Source organism: Flavobacterium sp. LC2016-01, from assembly GCF_009711135.1.
Lineage (GTDB): Bacteria > Bacteroidota > Bacteroidia > Flavobacteriales > Flavobacteriaceae > Flavobacterium.
The window spans coordinates 291,589-312,113 of the sequence record NZ_WMIC01000005.1; the positions used below are offsets into that span (position 1 = coordinate 291,589).

General features: G+C 32.8%; 16 protein-coding genes. 10 read left to right on the forward strand and 6 right to left on the reverse strand.

Going from position 1 to position 20,525, the window contains the following annotated elements:
• Nucleotides 1–158 precede the first annotated feature (158 nt).
• From GKZ88_RS12505 to GKZ88_RS12515, 3 genes are all read left to right on the forward strand, one after another.
• The gene (locus tag GKZ88_RS12505; protein ID WP_155102706.1) at nt 159–971 is read left to right on the forward strand and encodes an AraC family transcriptional regulator; all 813 of its coding nucleotides are present in this window, start codon (nt 159–161) and stop codon (nt 969–971) included.
• A 12-nt stretch (nt 972–983) separates the two neighbouring features.
• Nucleotides 984–1,781 carry an SDR family NAD(P)-dependent oxidoreductase gene (locus GKZ88_RS12510; protein ID WP_155102707.1) on the forward strand — a complete coding sequence of 266 codons (798 nt, stop codon included), beginning with the start codon at nt 984–986 and terminating at the stop codon, nt 1,779–1,781.
• A 398-nt stretch (nt 1,782–2,179) separates the two neighbouring features.
• Nucleotides 2,180–2,995: a DUF5694 domain-containing protein gene (locus GKZ88_RS12515; protein ID WP_155102708.1), complete on the forward strand. Its 816-nt coding sequence runs from the start codon at nt 2,180–2,182 to the stop codon at nt 2,993–2,995.
• A gap of 525 nt (nt 2,996–3,520) precedes the next feature.
• Here GKZ88_RS12515 and GKZ88_RS12520 read toward each other — a convergent pair.
• Genes GKZ88_RS12520 through GKZ88_RS12530 form a run of 3 tightly spaced genes read right to left on the reverse strand, consistent with a single transcriptional unit; the run spans nt 3,521 to nt 5,409 of the window.
• Complete coding sequence (locus GKZ88_RS12520; protein WP_155102709.1) at nt 3,521–4,090, reverse strand: hypothetical protein; 570 nt, start codon at nt 4,088–4,090, stop codon at nt 3,521–3,523.
• Nucleotides 4,077–4,571, reverse strand: coding sequence for an RNA polymerase sigma factor (locus tag GKZ88_RS12525; protein ID WP_347343875.1), 495 nt, complete (start codon nt 4,569–4,571; stop codon nt 4,077–4,079). Before GKZ88_RS12525 ends, GKZ88_RS12520 begins: the two co-directional genes overlap by 14 nt.
• A gap of 1 nt (nt 4,572) precedes the next feature.
• A complete protein-coding gene (locus tag GKZ88_RS12530; protein WP_155102710.1) occupies nt 4,573–5,409 on the reverse strand; it encodes an alpha/beta hydrolase in 837 nt (278 codons plus the stop codon).
• Between the two features lie 339 nt (nt 5,410–5,748).
• Between GKZ88_RS12530 and GKZ88_RS12535 the strand changes: the two genes are divergently transcribed.
• From GKZ88_RS12535 to GKZ88_RS12565, 7 genes are all read left to right on the forward strand, one after another.
• Nucleotides 5,749–6,318: a hypothetical protein gene (locus GKZ88_RS12535; protein WP_155102711.1), complete on the forward strand. Its 570-nt coding sequence runs from the start codon at nt 5,749–5,751 to the stop codon at nt 6,316–6,318.
• A 58-nt stretch (nt 6,319–6,376) separates the two neighbouring features.
• Nucleotides 6,377–6,820: a hypothetical protein gene (locus GKZ88_RS12540; RefSeq protein WP_155102712.1), complete on the forward strand. Its 444-nt coding sequence runs from the start codon at nt 6,377–6,379 to the stop codon at nt 6,818–6,820.
• A gap of 124 nt (nt 6,821–6,944) precedes the next feature.
• Nucleotides 6,945–7,220, forward strand: coding sequence for a hypothetical protein (locus GKZ88_RS12545; RefSeq protein ID WP_155102713.1), 276 nt, complete (start codon nt 6,945–6,947; stop codon nt 7,218–7,220).
• Nucleotides 7,221–7,704: 484 nt separating this feature from the next.
• Nucleotides 7,705–8,559 (forward strand): hypothetical protein, encoded by an 855-nt coding sequence (locus GKZ88_RS12550; protein WP_155102714.1) that lies wholly within the window; start codon nt 7,705–7,707, stop codon nt 8,557–8,559.
• Between the two features lie 366 nt (nt 8,560–8,925).
• On the forward strand, nt 8,926–9,522 hold the full coding sequence (locus tag GKZ88_RS12555) for a hypothetical protein (RefSeq protein ID WP_155102715.1): 597 nt from the start codon (nt 8,926–8,928) through the stop codon (nt 9,520–9,522).
• Between the two features lie 61 nt (nt 9,523–9,583).
• Complete coding sequence (locus GKZ88_RS12560; protein ID WP_155102716.1) at nt 9,584–9,943, forward strand: hypothetical protein; 360 nt, start codon at nt 9,584–9,586, stop codon at nt 9,941–9,943.
• A gap of 516 nt (nt 9,944–10,459) precedes the next feature.
• Entirely contained in the window at nt 10,460–11,095 is a 636-nt protein-coding gene (locus GKZ88_RS12565; protein ID WP_155102717.1) for a hypothetical protein, read from the forward strand.
• Between the two features lie 1,140 nt (nt 11,096–12,235).
• Here the strand turns inward: GKZ88_RS12565 and GKZ88_RS12570 are convergent.
• From GKZ88_RS12570 to GKZ88_RS12580, 3 genes are all read right to left on the reverse strand, one after another.
• Nucleotides 12,236–12,910, reverse strand: a complete 675-nt coding sequence (locus tag GKZ88_RS12570) for a hypothetical protein (protein ID WP_155102718.1) — start codon at nt 12,908–12,910, stop codon at nt 12,236–12,238.
• Nucleotides 12,911–13,209: 299 nt separating this feature from the next.
• Nucleotides 13,210–13,824 (reverse strand): hypothetical protein, encoded by a 615-nt coding sequence (locus GKZ88_RS12575; RefSeq protein ID WP_155102719.1) that lies wholly within the window; start codon nt 13,822–13,824, stop codon nt 13,210–13,212.
• 1 nt (nt 13,825) lies between these two features.
• A complete protein-coding gene (locus GKZ88_RS12580) occupies nt 13,826–20,524 on the reverse strand; it encodes an FG-GAP-like repeat-containing protein (protein WP_155102720.1) in 6,699 nt (2,232 codons plus the stop codon).
• Nucleotide 20,525: the final 1 nt, after the last annotated feature.

Sequence of the window (20,525 nt, forward strand, 5' to 3'; positions counted from 1 at the left end):
AAGCTTTTACTTAGTAGCGGGAAGCAATCAAATATTTTGCTCTTTATTAAGGATTATTTTGCGATATTTTTTTAGCATAACAAATAAGTTTGGACGTTTGAACAAACTCGTGGATTGATTTATTTGAGAAATTTGTATCAGATAAAAATGCGAAGAAAATGGAATCAAAAAAAGTTCAAACTCTTTCAGAACCAAAGCTAATACAAAACCTCTATTTTGGAGATAATGTTGAAGGCGAAGCCTTTGTGTCCGATCACATCTTTAGTTATATCATAAGCGGGAGGCATGATGTATGGATAGGGTGCAAGAAATATACTTTTACCGCTGGTGATTACCGCTTCTTTAGAAGAAATCAATTAACAAAATCTATTAAACATACTGAATCTGATGGCTTCAAGTCTATAGCGGTTCATTTTGACCAAAATACTCTTATGGAGATTTCGAAGGAATTCGGTTTCAAGTCAGAGCGGTTTCACGGTGAGAGTGTTAAGGCTATCACGGCTAATAGTGAGTTGACAAAAGCTGTAGAAGCATTTAATGAATATGCTCAGAGAAGGGATGCTGATGCTGAAATTTTACGAATTAAAATCAAGGAGCTAGTTTTAATACTTGCAGCTATTGATCCGGAAATTAAGGAAATGCTATTTGAATTCAGCGATCCTGGAAAGCTGGATTTGGAGGGATTTATGAATGGTCATTATAGGTATAATGTTCCATTGGAAAAATTTGCTTTTCTCACAGGACGCAGTTTGTCAGGTTTCAAAAGAGATTTTGCGAGGTTGTTTAGGAGTACTCCAAGCAGATGGCTTACTAAAAAACGGCTTTATGAAGCGAAATATTTGATAGAAAATTGTAGGCAGCGCCCAAGTGACATTTATTTAGAAATAGGTTTTGCGAACATGTCTCATTTTTCTTATGCGTATAAAAAAGAATTTGGTACATCCCCTTTACAAAAAAATAAGAACAACTAATTATAGCTAAAAATGGATTTAAAATTAAAAGGAAAACGAGCGCTTGTAACCGGTTCGAGTTCGGGATTGGGAGAGTCAATAGTTAAAATGCTGGCAAATGAAGGTGCGACCGTTATAGTTCATGGCAGAAATGAAGATCGTGCCAAAGTGGTGTGCCAGGAAATTATCAGTAATGGTGGAATGGCGGAAATAGCTTTAGGTGATCTCAGCACAGATAACGGAGCTGATGAGGTAGCTTTTGCTGCGCTTAAAAATGGTCAGATCGATATTTTAATTAATAATGCGGGTATGACATCGCATAAATCTTGGGGAGAAGCAACTGCAATTGATTGGGCTGAAATTTATAACAACAATGTCGTTTCATATGTAAGAATGATTCAGCGTATAGTGCCACAAATGAAAACATTAGGTTGGGGACGCGTTATTCATATAGGCGGAGGTCTTGCCATACAGCCTATTAAAGAGCAACCGCATTATAATGCGACCCTTGCTGCAAGACATAATCTTTCAATCTCACTTGCGAGAACACTGCAAGAAACCGGAATAACTTCAAATGTAGTATCTCCCGGAGCAATCATAAATCCTATGGTTGAAGATTGGCTTGTGAATGCTGCACCTAAATTTAACTGGGGGACCGATTTAGAGGAGATAAAATCCAAGGCTGTTCAGCAGCTAATTCCAAATGATACAGGAAGGTTTGGAGAGCCTGAGGAAATTGCTGGAGCAGTTGCATATCTTTGTAGTACTTATGCTAATTACATTAGTGGAGCTACTATTAGGGTAGATGGCGGTACAATTAAATGTATGTAGAATATTCTTCTAAAATCTTATAATAAAACAGAGAACTCCGATATCCGAAGTGTTCCCATAAAAACTGCGCAAATGTCTATGATTTTGCGCAGTTTTTTGTTTTAAATTGTACGTTTCCTGAAAAGTCAGAGACATTTATACAACGTGTTTGCGTTATTTAAAGAATATTCCACGGAGCGAGGATAAATGAAAAAACAACTTGTTTTCAATAATGAGGAAAGGCGTAAAGAATAATAATCTTAATAATTTATTTTTATAACCAAATTCCAATAGTATGCGAAAAATTGGGCTATTTGTATATCTGCCTAATTTGGGTCGCTGTGCGTGATTTTTTCACACGTACAAGTAAGTTGGAGACAATTTGGGAAAACAACAACGATAAAAAATAAACTAAAAAAATGACTTTCATTAAAACAATTTCTGCATTTTTAATTACGCTTTTATTAGTAACAACAGCTTTTGGGCAAGAATCTAAACATAAAACTAAAATCTTATTAATTGGGACAATTCATTTTGAAACCCCGCATACAGATAATTTTGAATTAAAAACAGATGATTTTTTAAGTGCTAAGCGACAAAGTGAATTAGAAGATTTAACTAATGTTTTATCTCAAACAAAAGCGACTAAAGTCATGATCGAAAGTTCAATTGAAAATCAACATTCTGCCGATAGTTTGTATAATTTATATTTAACAGGCCATTATAAACTTACAGTTTCAGAGAGACAACAAATTGGCTTTAGGTTAGGTAAAAAATTAAAATTAAATCAAATAAACTGTATAGATAAATTCTATGGAATGCGCGATAGCTTAGTGGCTGTAACCGCAAAAGAAAATAATCAACTTTATTTACTAAAAGATTTAGGGACCCAGGCAAATGTAATGATAAATGATTATGATAATAAATTGAAAAATGGTACAATAACCGAAGTTTTAAAATACATAAATAAACCCGAAGAATTAAAAAGAAATTTATCAATCTATCTAAAATTTATAGCAAAAATTGGAGCAGGTAAAAATTTTGCAGGAGCAGAATCGGTATCAGATTGGTATTTAAGAAATCTTGCTATTTATTCAAATATTATAAATCAAGTAAATGCAAATGACAAATACGTTATACTACTATTTGGACAAGGACATATTCCTATATTAAAACACTTACTGCAAAATAACGATGATTTTGAAATTGTTGAATTAAGTAGCGTACTAAAATAAAACTGCTATCATTCGTAGCCTAGCGTGTAATAACATAACAATGATATAATCAAAAATGAAAATAAATCAGAATAGCATTAATTTAAAATCCGACCGAATATTTTTATTTTTAAAACGAGTTGCCAGAATTGTTTTGACAACGTCTTCCATATTGCTAATTCTTTCAATAATTTCACTATTAGTTTATGGAGGAGAATGCTATAGTGTTTACTCAAATGCGGGCTTTATCATTTGGCCAGCTGTAATAGTTTCAATTTATTCAATTGTTTATTCGTTACTTATAATTATAACTTTTTTAATATACAAAGCTTATAAGCGTCATTTAATTTGGTCGACAATTAAAAACGAAATTTTGTTTTTAATTCTGACAGGACTATTAATGACTATTTTTTATTTTGTAAATCGTTATATTATTGAAAATTATTGGAGGTAATATCTGAAAATAAAAACAAAAAAAGCTCCAGATTTCTCTGAAGCTTAAAAAATGCTATATAAATCCTGGTAGATATCTGCCAGAGTTTTCTTTTAAGAAATGTCCTTTAAGAAATTTAAAAGCTTTATTTCTTTTTTGATTATTCTGATCATAAATAATCCGAAGATTAATAAAAATATATAACCGCTTGAGAGGATGTAAAGATAAAAACCTCTTGAGAAATGGTCTTTAAAAACAGGCAGAAGCATTGTAAAACCAACGATATAAGTCAGGTAAATGACAGGTGTAAAAATGTAATGTATTTTTTTTCTCCATTCATAAAACTGATGAGCCAGTTTGCTGTATTCAATTAAGTTAACATCGGTTTTTAAGCTCTCTAATTTTTTCGTGCTGATCCATTCTAAGGCTATACGCACAAGAAGCATTGTAATCATGATGCATAATCCAAAACCAAACAGTGTTTGTTTATAAGCGCCTACCCAAATAAAATAAGCAATTAATATTAATGAGGTCAGGCTTAAAATTGCTTTGGTCCAAAAATGGCTTCGCTTAATTTTCTTGGTATGTGCCTCGGCTTTTTTAATAATTTCAGTGGCTGTTGGTTTTGTATCAGATTCTGTCTGCTGATCCCAAATATTTTGTAAATCTTCAAATGTTTTCATTTTGTACACATTGCGTTAAACTTTTTTTGATTCGGTGAATTCTAACACGAAGCGTTTCTTCGGTTATTCCTATTACTTCTGATATTTCCCGATATTCTAGTCCGTCTAAAGTCATCAGGATTATCATTTTATTTGTTTCTTCGAGCTTTTGTATGCATTGATACATTTGGTGAAGCTGCTCGTCTTTTTCGCCCGAATAAGTTTCTGAAACCGTCTGAGGCAGGATATCGGTCCTAATTTCTTTTCTGGAAGATGATTTTCTTAAATAAAGAAGACAAGTGTTTACTGCAATTCTGTATATCCAGGTGCTGATACTGGAGTCATTTCGGAAGGTATCTAACTTCTCCCAGACTTTGATAAAGATTTCCTGAGTTGCATCAGAGGCCAATGCAGTATCTCCACAAAAATAACCTTTGCATAAGCGAAAGACTTTATTGTAATGCTTGGAGTATATCTCGTTGAATTGTTCTTTTTCGGCCACTTTATTTTAATTCTGATTTTACATTTTCTATAAACCACTCCGGCTGATCGTACATTACAAAATGCGCTGCTTTTGGTGCATAAAGAATTTTAGCGGATGGCAGATTTTCATACTGGACTTTATAGGTGTTTTGTACGGTAGCAAGATCTGGATTCGTTGCAGCTAAAATTACTACTGGAATTTTAATTTTAGAAATTTCTTTTCTCAAGTCTAAATTAAGCATATCAATATAACCATAAACATAGGTTTTTCTATCGGCAATATTCATCCATTCATTGATTGTTTTTTGTTTTTCTTTGTTCAGGCACATGTAAGAAGTCATTTGTGAATTCATTGCTTCAAAGCCCTTTTGATCCATCGCCAGCATCATTTTACTCTGAGGATTATCATAAGAAAGAGTTTCGCCTTTATAATTCGGAATCATTAAAGCTGCAGTTGAAGGTAAAGCATCAACGAGAATTAACTTTTTGAATAAAGTAGTTTCTTCAGATGCCAGCCACAAACTTAAAGTTCCTCCCAGACTATGACCAATCAATACCGCATTTTTTAATTTTTTGGTTTTTACATAAGAAATAACCTGATTATTTATAGTAGACAGCCAAGGCCCTTCAATTGGAGGAACATTGCCAAATCCTGCAAAAGTAAAAATGTGGCATTCGTAATTTTTAGAAAGTTCGGCCACTGTTTCATTCCATACTTCTCCTGTACAACCAAAACCTGGGAATAACAATACGGGATTTCCTTTTCCTTTTACCTCTACCTTGAAGGCAGTTTGAGCAAAAACAGATTTTGAGACAAGAAGGATAAATGCGATAATTAAAATAGATTTCGTTTTCATAAGATTTAATTTTTTAAAGTTTACCTTTTGATACAGCACTAGTTTAATTGTTACCTCAAAAAAGCATTTTTTTTAAAAATATTTTTATTGGTTTTAGAATTTAGGTTTTGAAACCCTGCAATTTAGCGTAAATACAAAGCTTCAGAAAGTTTTTATCTTAATAGCAGGAAGCATCCAAGTATTTAGTCGGGTAATTGCAGATTATTATAGTATAATGAAATACGCATCTTAATAATATTTAATACTTTATCACATTAAGCTACCTAAATTTGGGTAGATTTGTGTAGATTGTCACTCATATAAACAAGTTAGCAAACAGTTTTAGAACGTATCGTATAAATGAAAAATACAGTCTTCTTACTATCCCTTTTATTGCTTGGTTTTAATTCCAAGACTAATCAAAAAAATACACCGATCGGAGAATTAGTAACGTATGAAAAACCAAGAATAACTAGCAAGAAATATTTTGATTACGACGAAATAATTCATTACAAAAACGATTTTAAAGAAAATAAAATTAAAGAACTTTATAATAATTATAAAAAATCCGAAAAGGATGCATTTCGCTTTGATGTCATTGTTGGCTACACTCCGAGAAGTATAAATGAAGTCGGATTTTTAGATAAATTGGAAACCATTGGTTATACAAAAACTAATGTGGACTCAAAAAAATTTAAACAAATAGACGAGATTTTTACTGAAAAGAAACACGGCGACGTTCTCGAATCCAGTTGTATTTACGTTTATAGAGATATCCTGATTTTCAGGAAAAAATCAAAAATTGTTGGTATAGCAAAAATTTGTTTTGGTTGCGGAGCCAGTATAATTTTAGGAACAAAACCGAACACAGAAGAATTTGGACAAAGTGGTGATTATGAGAAACTGGAAAAGTTACTTGATAATAAATAAGAAAACATTTGTTTCCACTTGTATGAAGCAATAGTTAATATGAAATAAAATGATGATTATGATAAAGAAAAGATATTCAATTAATTTAAATTTTATTATAGTATTATTTTCTCTACCCTTATTTTTTGTTTTTAGTTGTAATCAAAGTATTGAAAAAAATAACTATAACGGAAATTGGGTTTTAAAAGAACCTAATTATACTGAAAAAATTATTTTGCAGGACGGGAATTATAAAAAAGAATATAGCAGTGATGATCTTAGAATAAACTCAAGAGGAAAGTTCTATCTCAATAGAAATGAAAATCGATTGGGAGTTACATTATCATTAATTCCGGATAAAATAATTAGTGAAAATGATACTATTTTTCAAGAATGTGAAAACTTAGACATTGTTGAAATTAATGATCGCAATCTAATAATTCAAAAATCAACTCAATGGATTAGAGATGCAAAAAATAGATTCATTAGAGTAAATGAAACTCTAATTTATAAAAAGCAATAAAAATGGAGATCGATGAGGTGCCGCTCGTGTGCACAAAGTTGCTTCAAAGTATTTGAACTTTGTGAAAACAATCAGCATAGTATAATGGTCATATTAAATCCCCTTACCAATTAAATCAATTACAATGTATTCAACTAAGATATTTTCCGGTTTATGTTTTTTTTTGGGTCTCATACTTTTTGCAGTTGGTATTTATATGAAGTTAAATAATATTTTGTCAACGGGTCAACCCTACAAAACTCGTTTAGGGACTAATATGAATGCGGAATCAATTGATGGAAATGGGGCTTTGCTTTTTGGAATACTCCTTTTAATCATATCGTTAATCAGTAATCGAATTTATATTTCTCAAAAGAAAGAGAGAAATAAAAGATTGGAAGAAGAGAATGCAGGTAATTGACAAATCGTGACCGCAAATAGCTGCTATAACTGATTTAGGCAATTGGTTTTACAGGAAGTTGGTTTTGCATTTTGAATAATTTGGGAATCCAAAAATAGAGTACCTATAAGCACAGCATAAACCCGCTCTCCGAAGAGTTTCTTATGAAAAGCTCCGCAAATGTCTCTGACTTTGCGCATTTTTTTGTGTCTTAGAAATTGTGAACGTCTCAAAAGTCTCCCGACTTTTTTATATTTATGCTCGAATAGAAAATAAACAAGATATTTGTTTTAAAGTCGGTGCCGAAAGCTTTCGGGATTGAGAAGTTTTAGTTTTTTGATGACGGTTTGAAAGTTGGCGTAAAGTCGGAGACATTTGCGCAGCGTAATTGATGAATACTTCGTAGAGCGGGGTTATTTGGCAAATCCGAAGAATGGGCTTAATTTAGTTCCAAACCTGCTGTAACAGCAAGACATTGACAGAGATTTTATAAAAACCGAAAATAATGAAGATAAAATCAATTTTTGCACTTATTTTTTTATTGCTTATCTGCACTTTTTGCGGAAAAGATTCACAGAATAAAAAACTAAAAAAACAGCATAGCCTTACAATAGAAGTTCAAAATGCTGTAGATAGTTTGTCTTTAATTGATGAAATTCGATTACGTGGTACAAAAAGATTTGATGACTTACTAAAAGTTGCTTCCAATCAAGATCTTGTTTTCTTAACAAAGAATAAAAATCCAAATATTAGATGTTATGCTTTTAACGGTCTGATAATAAATAAATATCCAGAACTTAAGAATGTGTTTTTTGAACATTTAAAAGACACTTCTGTCATACAAACAAGATATGAATGTACTGGTGAAAGAACAACCGTTATGAATTTTATGCTAAACTATTTTCATCCAAAAAACATAGGAGTTAAAAACAAGTTTAGTGAAGTTGAATACAATAAATACAACAAAATAGCTGAATCATATAAAAAGAATATAAAACCAGAGAAGATTGAAAATTATGAAGAAGAAATTAAAAAACTTCAGAATAATGATTTAGAGTATTTTCAAGATTATTATTGGGCAGATTCTAAAGATGAAGATTTTGAAGTAAAAAGAAAACTCATAAAAAAGAATATTGAATTTGTCAAATATGAAGAAATGGTTTTAGCTACTGCATACTTTGAAGTAAATGGATGTAATTCACATTTTCCAAACATAGAAAGAAGAAACGATACAATTATTTTAAAATATCAAATGCGAAGGAAATATCCTTGCGATGAAAAACATAGAATAATTGAAAAAATTAATTTTGTAATTTTTGATCCATATGTAACCAAAATAAAAGCAGTTATTGCAGAATAAAATCTCCTGCTGGCGCGAGCGTCCCGTTCGTGAACGCAACGAGATGTTGACAAAGAGGGGGGTAAAGATAGTTAAAACAAAAAAGCCTCAGATTTCTCTGAAGCTTTTGTTTTAGTAGCCCTAACGGGACAATTCTCGAACCATTTTATGGAAGATTTGATAAAGTTCAACAATGGATAGTAAATGGAAACTAAATTGATAGATAAGATATTATAGCAGATAAAAACCTATTTGATAATTTACAATCAAATAAATATATTGCGTGTTGTCTATTACATGTATTATTCTAATTTTGGTAGCTTCGTGAGATTTATTATAAATAACTTAGCTGTCAGTTGGCGGAAAAAGAAAAGCAAATTTCTAAATATGAAAAAAATATTTATTTTAAGTCTGTTATTAATTAAAATCGGTGTGTATTCACAAAATAGAAATTTAAAAGACATTTTTAATAAAAAAATAATACAAGTTACCGGAGATTTAAATAAAGATAACCTACTAGATAAAGTTGTTGTAACTCAAGATACAATAAATGAAAAATCACCATATAAATTAGAAATATTTTTTGCTAAACCAAACGGAAGTTTTGAATTAATTGTTTCTTCAACCAAAATAATTGAAGCCCAATATCCAGATGGAAGAGATGGATTTAAAACTGGTAATGGGTTTTCAGATATTACAATAAAAAAAGGTGTAGTAAGCATAAACTTTGAATTGTTAAGAGGACATTTTGAACATAAGTTTAGGTTTCAAAACGGAAATTTTGAATTAATTGGATTTTCAGAAGTTAATTCTGGTGGAGGTACAATGACAACAATAGATTTTAATCTTTCTACAGGAGTTAGAATTGAAAAAGAAGAAAGATATGATATTGATAAATTAATTAGTTATAATAAAAAGAAAATATTAATTAGACCTTTACCAAAACTTCAAGACGTAGAACCATTTGAGAATGAGTTATATTGAAAATCTAAGTTAATATCAACTAGAATGGATTTGTGTAATTTAACCGACACATTAAGTACGAATGAAAAACATTAAACACATTAATCTTGACAAGTATAGTAATCCAGATTACGAACTTATAGAAACTAATATTTACAGAAATAAGCAGGAAGACATTCACGTTTTTGCATTGAACTTTGATCTAGAAGAAAACGAAAGCTCTCAATATCCACTGGAAGATATACTGGATAAGTTTTATTTACATGTTTCTGATTTTATAGATGAAGATGCATTTTATACAGAAAAAAATGTGAGTTTAGAATTAGGAGGAGATTTAGAGGATGTTCAGAAAGCTGTTAAATCAATTATTGGGAAACGAATATTTAACTCTGAATACATTGGTGAAGACGGAAACACATATGTGAGTTTGGTAATAGAATAAAAAACTAGCTATTACAGCTACTACAACATATTTGGCTAATTGGCATAATGAAATGGTGGTTTTGCCGTTGGGATGATCAAATCCTTAACGAGATTCGAACCAAATTCCCTTGAAAATACAGGAGTTTAAAATTTCAAGAAATTGAAACAAGATTTTCGAACCAGAAAAAAAGCCGAGAAATCTAGATTTCTCGGCTTTTTGTATTTACTAGTAGCGGGCGGGAAGCATTCAATTATCTAACCAGATTATCTTGGATTATTACAGTATTGTATCATGCGTATCTTAATTTTTTTTCTGCCTTTTGTTTTTATAGCCAATCATATAAGTGCCAAAAAGCATCGATAAAATTAAAAGTCCTTTTGATAGTTTATAGTGAAAAAAATATATATTTGAAAAGAAATAATGTGTGAAATTTATCACACATATCTACCTAAATGTGGATGCGTTTGTGTGGTTTTGTGACACATATAAATAAGTTGTGCGTCATTTTGGCTGAACGAAACGAAAAGATAAAAAATGAAATTAAGATATTTAGCTTTAATCTTTATTAATGCATTGATATTGTTCGTGTTTCTTAATATTTCAGTTGACAAACTTGAAACTATTCTTGATGATTCTATCTTTGAAATAGAAATTTTTAAAATTATAGGCTTTACTATTTTATCTCTAATAGGAATAAGAATTCTTGTCTCATATTTTAGGAGGAAAAAAATAAATTCTAAATCTGCAAAACAAAAAATATCTGCTTTATTAATATTTGCAATATGCTCTGTTTTATATATTAACTATTCTCAAAAAATTATTGAAAATAGAATTGTAAATCAAACTTTAAGAAGACAAATATCACAAAAGATAAAATTTATAAATGGTAGTGAAAGCGAAACCAAAGCAGAAAATTTAACATTTGAAGAATATGAAGAAATTATAAAAATAAAATGGTTTCCGAAAATATCAAAAAAAGCAAAAAACATATCTTATTACTATTGGTATGATGGTTTTCTACCTGATCATAGTTTTATATTAAAGTACAATGTCCCAAAAAACATAAAAATAAAAACTTTTGACATTATTGATGGAGATTTTACTCAAAGCCAAAAAGTAGAAATGCTAAAAACTTCAAAGAAAGTAGAATATTTAGAAAGTGAACAATAACTAAAAGAGAAAAACCAACGCATAACAGCCACTACAACGCATTTGGGTTTTAGGTTTAATGGAAAAATAGTCTCCGGCCCCCCGAAGAGTTTCTTATAAAAAGCTGCGCAAATGTCTCTGACTTTGCGCATTTCTTTGTTTATTAGAAATCGAAAGGCCTTAAAAGGCTCTGACTTTTCAGTTAGTTTTTAATATTATTTTGATTATTTATTTTGGAAATTACTTCTAAGAAATTTAGTTTTAAAGTAGAGACTTTATGACTTATTCGTTTTAAATTGCATATTTATAAAATGGCACAAAGTCGGAGACATTTGCGCAGCGTTGTGAATAATACTTTGCGGAGCGGAGCGGGGCAATGGCTGATGTGAAAGAGTTTGATTATAATGATCTAACAAATAAAGTAGGTTCAGAAGAAAAAGATGAATCTTTTAAACAAGATTTTTTAAGTGAATTTCCAAAAGGAAATTAAAATATATCTATTAATTAACCTAGAATATATAAAGACTTTTATATATTGTGATCAATAAAAAATATGAATTCAATTTTTAAAAAGTGTTTAATAGTTACAATAATTGTATTCCTAGTTAGTGCAGTCACATTGCGAGTAAATACTTATTTGGATACTTATTATAAGGGAATTGGAGCGATGATAAATATTTGGGCATATTGTTTGCTAATTATTTCTTCGTATGTTCTTTTAGGTTTAATACTTTATATATTGTTAAAAATAATTCGCAACTTATTTAAAAAATAAATTATTAAATATGCTGGTAATGAGTTGCTAAAAATGATTTTTTATAATAACAACTTCTATTGTAAAAGAATACCCATAAGTTGGAATAAAAAACACATGCTTTTTACTAATTAAAACCAGTAAAGTTAGCTTTGCTGGTTTTTAAATACCCTGCTTGCAAGCGTCTCGCTCGTGAACGCAACGGATGTTGAAAAGATGGTAAAAACAAAAAAGCCTCAGATTTCTCTGAAGCTTTTGTCTAAGTAGCCCTAACGGGACAATTCTCGAACCATTTTACAGATGATTTAAAAAACTTAAATCCAATTTAGATTCGCGTCTTGCTGAAGCTTTTCATAATAGAACTAGTCATTCTCGAACTATTTAGAATTAATTAGAAATTAGATCTTTTATTTTAATAAATTATTTCCAAAAAGATGATCGTACAATTTATTTTTATCTATAGGAGCGTTTTTCTTCAGAGGTGTCATGATGAAGATATATAGCTTATCTTCATTATTATAAAGTACTATGTTAGCATTTATGTTTTTTAATCCATAATATTCTATTTTGCTATAAATTACCTTTGAATCTTGATTGTTAATTTTGATGACATAGTTACTGAAATTTAGATTAAAGCTTTTTATAGTGTCATTATTTATTTGGTAATTTATCTCATTATCTGAAAAAAAATCTATGCGATTAATTTTATAGTCATCTTTAAATATTTCGGGACTCAAATTAACTTCGAATAAACCTTCGTTAATAGTAGAAAAATAACCTGGTGTTGGATAATTAGTTGATTGGTGATTATTGAAAGTACAATTCTGAGAAATATTTTTAAGTTTTATGACCATTAATGAGTACTTTGATTCAATTTCATATTGTGAGATAATTGAATCATTCTTTAATACATAAGTACCAATACAATCATTTTGGTTTTTAAAAGGTAACAAATTTTTTATTTTTATGCTTTTGGTCGGAACGAAATTCATTTCGTTCATTGCATTCATTTCTTTTTCTATTAGATTTTTTTTGCAACCCAAAAAGATAAAAAGCAATAATATGACACAGATAATTTTCATGTTACTTTTGTTTAAAGCGAAGTTATTTAATTTCCTGTAATTAAAAACCCGATCGCTCGAATATGTAGACAACGATAGCGCAGATTTGGAATCTTTGCCCGCAAAGAAAATTAGAAAGGTAAAAACAAAAAAAGCTCCAGATTTCTCTGAAGCTTTGTCTTAGTAGCCCTAACCGGACAATTCTCGAACCATTTTACAGATGATTTGAAAAGGTTTTGAGTTTTGAATACGCGGCCTGTGAATTATATTTAAAAACGTTTCTATTGATCCTGTTTTTATAAAAATCAATGTTATTTATACTATTCGAAACATTTTTGTCCCTTACAGTACAAACCGAGGCTTTTTGTTTGAATATTGCCTTTTTGATTAATCTTAATTTCAACAGACTCCTTTCGTGGTGGATTTTCATGAAATTTCATAAGATGAAGTTCATAAGAATCATCTTTTATTCTGTAAGAACTTCCTCTAAAATCATTATCTAAAAGATATCCATAAGTCATAGCTAGCAAGACAGCTTCTTCTAAATTATCAATCTTGCCAAGGAAATTTATAAAATCTTGTTTTGATTTTAAATATTTTACTTTTCCATTATTGATTGTAATAATATAATTACAACAATAATTAGGATAACACCCTTCAAAAAAACCCTTAACATTAGTCTCTGTTTTTATAAATTGTTTTTGAAGAGTATCTCCTCCTTGGCTTAAAATTTTATGTTTTTCTTTTCCAAAATTATAAGAGTAAATCATATAAGCCCAATATTGATGATTTCCATTTGGTACAATCTTAGTGCCTAAGCTATCTTTGTAATTATCACTTAGTTTATATGGTATTTTCTGGAATTTTGAATCTTCTTTCTTCCAACAAGAATTTAGTACAATTAAACTGAACAAGCCGAATAAAATGTGTCTCATATTAATTTTTTGAATCTTTTAAAATTTTATTTGTCTGATACCAAGCATTGTTTTTATATGGCACACCGCCATATTTGTATGCAAATTCAAAAGCATAAACTTCTGTATAAGCTTGTGGTTTTTTACTATAAATACCATACCTACGCATAAGAGGCGCCATTTGGCCTGTATAATTAAAATAAGAATGCCCATATTCATGAAGCATATTATACGCTAATGTTCTGTAGGAGTCAAAAGATGAATTAAAAAAAGTAATTGTTGAAATTTTATAATTATCAGTATCATATGCAAATGTTTTCGCTTCAGAAATTCCATCAGTTGGTGCATACCTATAATTTGGTTCCGAATACATTACAGGTTTTCCGGATTTATTGGACCAATTTTTTAACGTGGCGATTTTATCTCTCATATTGGTTAATGTTTTGTCAGTAGCGACAGCAATTTTATCTGCATTCGCGCCATACGCATTTTCTATCTCTATATCAAAATTATGTTTTAAATATGATGCTTCAGCAGCTGAATAATTATTGCTATTAATGTAAATATAACTACTATTATTAGGAGACGGTGGAGGAGGAGATGAATTTTTATTGCCTCCAAAAAATGATTTTATATTTCTGACAGCAAAATTAACCCCATCCCTCACAGCTTTTCCTACTGCAGTACCTGCTTCATCAAAATTTCTGGCGCTGGCCCATCCACCTACCCAATCTTTAATAGCGTCTGCTAGAGGCTTATTATAATTCATGTTGTTTGGATCGTAGCCCGGATAATTATTTCCACAATTTACACAATCTAAGCCATCTCCGTATTTATTTCCGCTAGGGTCACTATATAACAAAGGATTATTCAATACGTAACCGTATTGATTATAATTTTGTGTATTAGTTGGATCCTGTATGTAATTGTCGACTTGAAGAAACCTACGTATGATAGGATCATACAAGCGAGCATTCATGTTGATAAGCCCCACGCTTTGCAAGTGTTCGTGGCCAGTATAGCCACGATCCAAAACTGTCAAACCAGCCAAGATGTTTCCAGCACCGTCCTGAACCTTTATAATACTACCCCATGCATCAAAAAGGCGCTTCTCCAATACTGATCCATTGAAATCTGTTATCGCTAAAATACTGCCCTGAAAGTCCCTGTGTAGATATAGAAAACTTGCGGAAGTTATAGGATTAACTCCATCGCTTTTTACTGCTATCGGAGCAGTATATCCATCCCCATTAATATATGTTACAAATTCAATATTTCCTGTAAAGGTATTCTGCTTGACTTCCATGCTGCCGTCAGCAGAATAGTACTTGCGAAACTGCCTGTCATTTTTTTCAGTCTGCAGTCCTCCATAGTACATCATGCTTCGCTGGTTATCATCATTGTATAGAAAACTTATTTTATCAACACCAGTTTCCTCAATCTGTATAGGGCTTTTAAAAGCATTATAGCTAGTTATTAATTGTCGTTCCGATGTCGGTGAATTACTTGTTTTACGAATTGAAACATCATCAAACCAAGTATTTCCAGTTCCCAAATTATCTAATCTTAAACTTATATTTCGAATGTTCGCCGGAACTAAAAATGTTTCATTTATATAATACCATTGATTAGTAACATTAGTACTAGATGATTTAACATTAGTATAATAGAAAGTTTCACCTTCTTTTAACATAAATAGTGTTATTTGCGCTCCAGGTCCATCACTGTAAACCCATCCTGAAAAAGTATATTCTGTATCAATCGAGTTATTGATCGCAACTGAGACATCGGATTGGACATAACTAACAGATGTATTATTTGTATTTATTCTTAAGGAGTTAGTTCCTGTGTAAGCTTTTGTATTATCAAATGACAAACACTCAGGACGGTAAGCTTGTCTTGACCATCCTGTTCTACTTTCCATACTATCATTATAAAGACCTGCTCGACTTGCATAATATCCTGTAGCTTCAGACGTAAGATTAATAGAAGTATTTTGATAAGGTTTGGAAGGATTATAATCATAAGTACCCAAATTGTTGCTGGTTATTTTTCCAGATGAATCATAATTTTGTGTTTCTACAACCCCTAGCTTATTTGTGAATGTTTTCAAGCGTCCCAAATCATCATAGCCGAAGGCTTCGGTATAGTTTCCAAAAGCACTATTGCTTCGGCCGTCCAAATAATCTGTGTTTTTATTGAATTGGGTTGTGAGTGTGATGATATTTGCTGTGGGAGTGGTTGTTTTGTCATGCTGTATTTTTTTCAAATACCCATCCGCATCGTACTCATTTGTCATTTTTATTCCATTGCCGAAAATGCTTTCCAATAGTTGCCCCTTCGCATTCAAACTGTTCGCCTGCCATAATACATTATTGTTTGTATCATAGATTTTATACAGACTGCCATTTTTATATTCATTTTTGGTTTTGACACTGCTTGTCTTTCCGCCAACCCAGGCAGTCTTGGTTTCAGTTGAAATACGCCCTAGTCCATCATATTCAAATGCACGTGTAAATTTTGATATGCCGATCTTTTCTTCAGTGATTTCAGTCGGACGCTTAAATGTATCGTCATAAGTTATAGTTGTTGTCGTTTTATTAGCGCCTGCCGGCTCATTATTGTCCTGGTAGCTTATGGTCAAAGGCAATTTTGAAGAATCATAGGTATATGTAGTCTCGCTATTTGATCCTCCGCCATTGATTTTTTTGTTGATGGGCCTCCCGCTTGGATCACGGGTTATAGTGGTGGTCACATTTCCATTCTGTGATTTTTCTTCAGTGATCTCGTCAAAATCATTGCTCTTATAATTGAAAATACCTGCAGATGGGTCGGTAAGTTTTGATTTCCGTCCCCAGCCATCCTGTTCCATTACTATATCGACGGCATTATAATTTGTCTGGCGCAGATTCCCATTTGCAAAATACGAGTATAATATAGTTCCTCCTGACGGCTCGTAGGAAGAAATTATATTGCCTATGGCATTTTTAGTCAATTTTTTGGATTTTGCCCCGTCGGTGTATGTAATAAAAAGCCCTTCGTACAATGCACTGGTTGTCCTGCCGTTGAATAATTTGTTTTCTGTCGGCCTGCCGTAAACATCATATTTGGTTTCATTCCATTGCGATGGACTGGCGCCGAAATATGGCTCGCTTATTTTATAGTTTCGGTCATAAATATCATAAAGGAAAGAGATGTAGGAAAACGTTCCGTTGATGTCCTTTGTGCCTGATCGCGTCCTTCTTCCCAAATCATCGTATCTTTCTTCTAAAACGCTGCCGTCCAATATATCGGTGATAGTTGTAACAACTGTTTCAGAGCCGTTTTGTGCGCTGTAAGTTTGAGCATATGAACTGGTTGCTGTTTTATTCAGTTTGTCATCAGTAGTTGTCAATAACTTGAGCCATGAATCATAGGTATAGGAAGTCTGAGTGTATGGAGTTGTTTCCTTTTTCAGCATCCCGGTATCGAAGTATTCATAAGTAGTGATCAAAGCATCATTGTCTGTCTTTTTGGTCAAGAAACGGCCTGAAGCATTATATTCAAACGATGTGTTTCTTGCCGATAAAGGAGTGATTGTTGATCTTTTTGTGATATTTCCAAAAGAGTCATATTCAAGACGTTCCGTTATAGTTGATGTCCCGGAAGCGCTTCTGTCGGCTTCCGACCAAAGAAAGTTTGTATCATATCGATATGCCTCATTGATTGTCATTGTAGGGCTTCCCGGAACCGTACTGCTTTGGGTTTTAGTGGAAAGCCTGCCCAATATATAACGTGGATTTGTTATAGGAGTTTCATAGGTCAGATTTGATGTATTTGTTTGGATAACAGTGCTTCCTTCCTTGGTGATTGTTTGAGAGTATGTAATATTGTTATATGAGTCAAATGTATTTGCAGTTTCGACACTTGAATTTTCCAAAGTGTTTTCCACGGTAGAGCCTGTATTCTGCAATTTGAAAACTTTGTTTGCCTGCAAGGCGAAATCTCCAGTTGTCGGAGTGTAGGTTGAATTAGATTTTATAGTGTAGCTTGAAGGTACAAAGTTGCGGTACGGATAAGCCAAGTATGTCAAAAAGTAAGAATCAGTTTCTGCTCCTCTCAAATTGATATTTCTGTTAGTGATCGTGCAGGTTATCGGATTGTTGCTGTTATGCCAGTTTGTTTCCATAATCGACCTGAATCCCTGAAAACCGAGGCCTTCCACGTTTGTTATCGCTCCGTAATAGCCGTAGCGTTTTATCTTCGACACAGAAGCGCTTTTCTTTTCCAATGATGCCACAATCTGGAAATCAGGAGAAGAAACAATATCAAAAAAAGGATATTTTTCTGTTGTCAGGCTCGAGTTGTAAATGCTGTAGTAGCTGTATTCGTAAATTGGATCCAAAGGCTGGTAATTGATAAACTGTTGGACGCCGTTTCCATAGGTTACGGTTTTCAGCAAGCGGTCTTTATTTGTATCCTTTGGGGAATTAAAAAAGTGAAGCTTATTGTTGTTGATGAATGCAATTTCAAAGTGCGGGCGCTGTTTGTCTGTTGAAGGAAGATATATAGGCAATGCATAAATATCTATATTTGACTGAGCTGAAGTTGTTGCATTTTGTACAGTATAATTGTTCGTTGAGGTTTCAGAGATGGCAGTTATTTTTATGGTACCTGTTCCGCTACTGCTGTTTCTGTTGTTTTGTATTATTGTCAGATCTGATTTTCCATCATTATCATAATCAGATGCAAAATAATTATAGGAATTGTATGGGTCGTTTGGCGTCAAATAACCAATGTTCTTAAATTCTTTGATGAATGCCGATCCAGTCGAAGTATATTTATACCAGCCATTTCCTGATTCAATAGGGATCATGAAGTCAGACTTCCCGTCCCCGTTATAGTCCCCTATTAGGATCGGTTTACTTATGTTGATGCTCGAATCGTAAAGGGACTGCGTCAATAAAACAAAGTGATTATTGTTGTCGAGTGTAAATACGCTCAATGACCCGCTATCGAAAACGTAAAGATCTGATTTTCCATCTCCATTAAAATCGGCAACGAAAATTTTGCCAGTGGAACTAAGGTAAACGTTGCCTGCATCATTTACATAGTTGCTGGTCAGTCTTCTGTCCAGGTTTACAAAGAAAGTCTGTCCCCCAGAATAAGTACGTTCAGAAGTGGAACAGCCGGAAGTGAAAGGGTAGGTGAATGATTTTTCCACTGCAATCATATCGGTCAGACCGTCTCCGTTGAAATCGCCGCTGATAAAGGCATGCTGGATATCGCTTTCGTAATGATAATGTATCGATCCTTCGCCGGTTGTTGTTGCATTTTTGGTTGTCATGCGTGCAGTAGGGTTGGTGATTACATCTGGGGATTCCCCTCCACATTCATTGTTGTAATCCAGAACAAATCTTGGAAACGTGTAAGATTTCTGATCTTGCTGTACAACTGCGCCTGAAGGCGTGTAGGCATAAGTTGTAAAAATATTTCCCTGTACCACAGTCCAGCCTTGAAGAGGCATCAAATAATTTTGGTAATTGATGTAGTTTACAGGGAAAATTTCGTCAAATACGTTTGCGAATTCTGTAGCATTGGCTAAACTTGGAATGGTTTGGGCACTTGCATTAGGGCTGATGCCGCTGAACATCCAGATTTTTTTTTTGGCTTTTGTGCCCGTCAGCGGATATAAAATGAAATCCATGAATCCGTCGCCGTCAAAATCTCCAGCAATTGTTGATGCATTTAGTGAAGATACATTGTCAACGCCTAAAATTGTGGGATTTGGGATGTAGTTAATATTGTTGTCTGTATTATCATATGAAAAAACTGTCGGATTGAGGCTTTTGCTTTCATCCCCGTTTTTTTCCGTTATTTTCCAAACTCGGTCATAACGTTGCCCAGTTGGAGTATATTCCAGTATGTAATTCCTGAATCCTACATTATTGCTCAATGAGCTTATTTTTGCCAGTCTTTTGCTTCTGATTATATTTTGTCCGCCGACATAGTAATTTTCTTGGCGGGAGCTGGCTTCATAAATAAATTTTATCTCATTTATGGGAGATGCCGCTCCAAGCGACCCGTATTTGATTGAAGCAATTTCAAGGAGATTGTAAGAAGAATTGTAGCTGTACAAGATCTTTACGCCCTGTGCGTTTTCCCATGATGTGATCGACCATTCGACAATAGATCTCGAATCAGTTGAATTGCCATAGTAGGCCTTTGATCCGTCAGGATATTCTACAGTAAAAAAGGCTGGACCATAATTAGCTCCGTTTGGATGGATTCCGTAGGATTTTATTTTTAGATTGGAGTATATTTCTGTTTCATACTCAATATTATCACCTCCATAAGCTTGCAATGGGTTTTTCAAGACAAGACGCTGGCCGTCTATGGCAAAGCGGTCTAATGAATTGAAATCAACAGCGTCTATTACTCCGTCATGGAATTTGGTCGCAGGGATTCGGGATATGGAAGATATGCCAGAAATGTTCCATCCGTATCCAGCAATGCCGACACTGCCCTGGCTGTTGTATGTCAGGCTTATCTCTGGCTGGACGTTGTTGATTCCTAGAGGCACTGCAATTGGAGTAGAGTAGGAAGCCCCTCCGGAAAGAGTCACGGAAAGATCGCCTTCAGTATTGCCAACTTCGGAAGATGCGCCGGTTTGATTTGTCTGGGCTGAAATAAAGGTGCTTAAGCTGATAAAAATTAAAATTGAAAAGTAAAACTGTTTCATA

Bases quoted from the DNA above. Each gene is read 5' to 3' on its own strand.
- GKZ88_RS12505 (WP_155102706.1), top strand. From the start codon at position 159: ATGGAATCAAAAAAAGTTCAAACTCTTTCAGAACCAAAGCTAATACAA.
- GKZ88_RS12530 (WP_155102710.1), bottom strand. From the start codon at position 5,409: ATGAAAACGAAATCTATTTTAATTATCGCATTTATCCTTCTTGTCTCA.
- GKZ88_RS12580 (WP_155102720.1), bottom strand. From the start codon at position 20,524: ATGAAACAGTTTTACTTTTCAATTTTAATTTTTATCAGCTTAAGCACC.
- GKZ88_RS12570 (WP_155102718.1), bottom strand. From the start codon at position 12,910: ATGAAAATTATCTGTGTCATATTATTGCTTTTTATCTTTTTGGGTTGC.
- GKZ88_RS12515 (WP_155102708.1), top strand. From the start codon at position 2,180: ATGACTTTCATTAAAACAATTTCTGCATTTTTAATTACGCTTTTATTA.
- GKZ88_RS12560 (WP_155102716.1), top strand. From the start codon at position 9,584: ATGAAAAACATTAAACACATTAATCTTGACAAGTATAGTAATCCAGAT.
- GKZ88_RS12510 (WP_155102707.1), top strand. From the start codon at position 984: ATGGATTTAAAATTAAAAGGAAAACGAGCGCTTGTAACCGGTTCGAGT.
- GKZ88_RS12565 (WP_155102717.1), top strand. From the start codon at position 10,460: ATGAAATTAAGATATTTAGCTTTAATCTTTATTAATGCATTGATATTG.
- GKZ88_RS12545 (WP_155102713.1), top strand. From the start codon at position 6,945: ATGTATTCAACTAAGATATTTTCCGGTTTATGTTTTTTTTTGGGTCTC.
- GKZ88_RS12535 (WP_155102711.1), top strand. From the start codon at position 5,749: ATGAAAAATACAGTCTTCTTACTATCCCTTTTATTGCTTGGTTTTAAT.
- GKZ88_RS12520 (WP_155102709.1), bottom strand. From the start codon at position 4,090: ATGAAAACATTTGAAGATTTACAAAATATTTGGGATCAGCAGACAGAA.
- GKZ88_RS12540 (WP_155102712.1), top strand. From the start codon at position 6,377: ATGATAAAGAAAAGATATTCAATTAATTTAAATTTTATTATAGTATTA.
- GKZ88_RS12555 (WP_155102715.1), top strand. From the start codon at position 8,926: ATGAAAAAAATATTTATTTTAAGTCTGTTATTAATTAAAATCGGTGTG.
- GKZ88_RS12550 (WP_155102714.1), top strand. From the start codon at position 7,705: ATGAAGATAAAATCAATTTTTGCACTTATTTTTTTATTGCTTATCTGC.
- GKZ88_RS12575 (WP_155102719.1), bottom strand. From the start codon at position 13,824: ATGAGACACATTTTATTCGGCTTGTTCAGTTTAATTGTACTAAATTCT.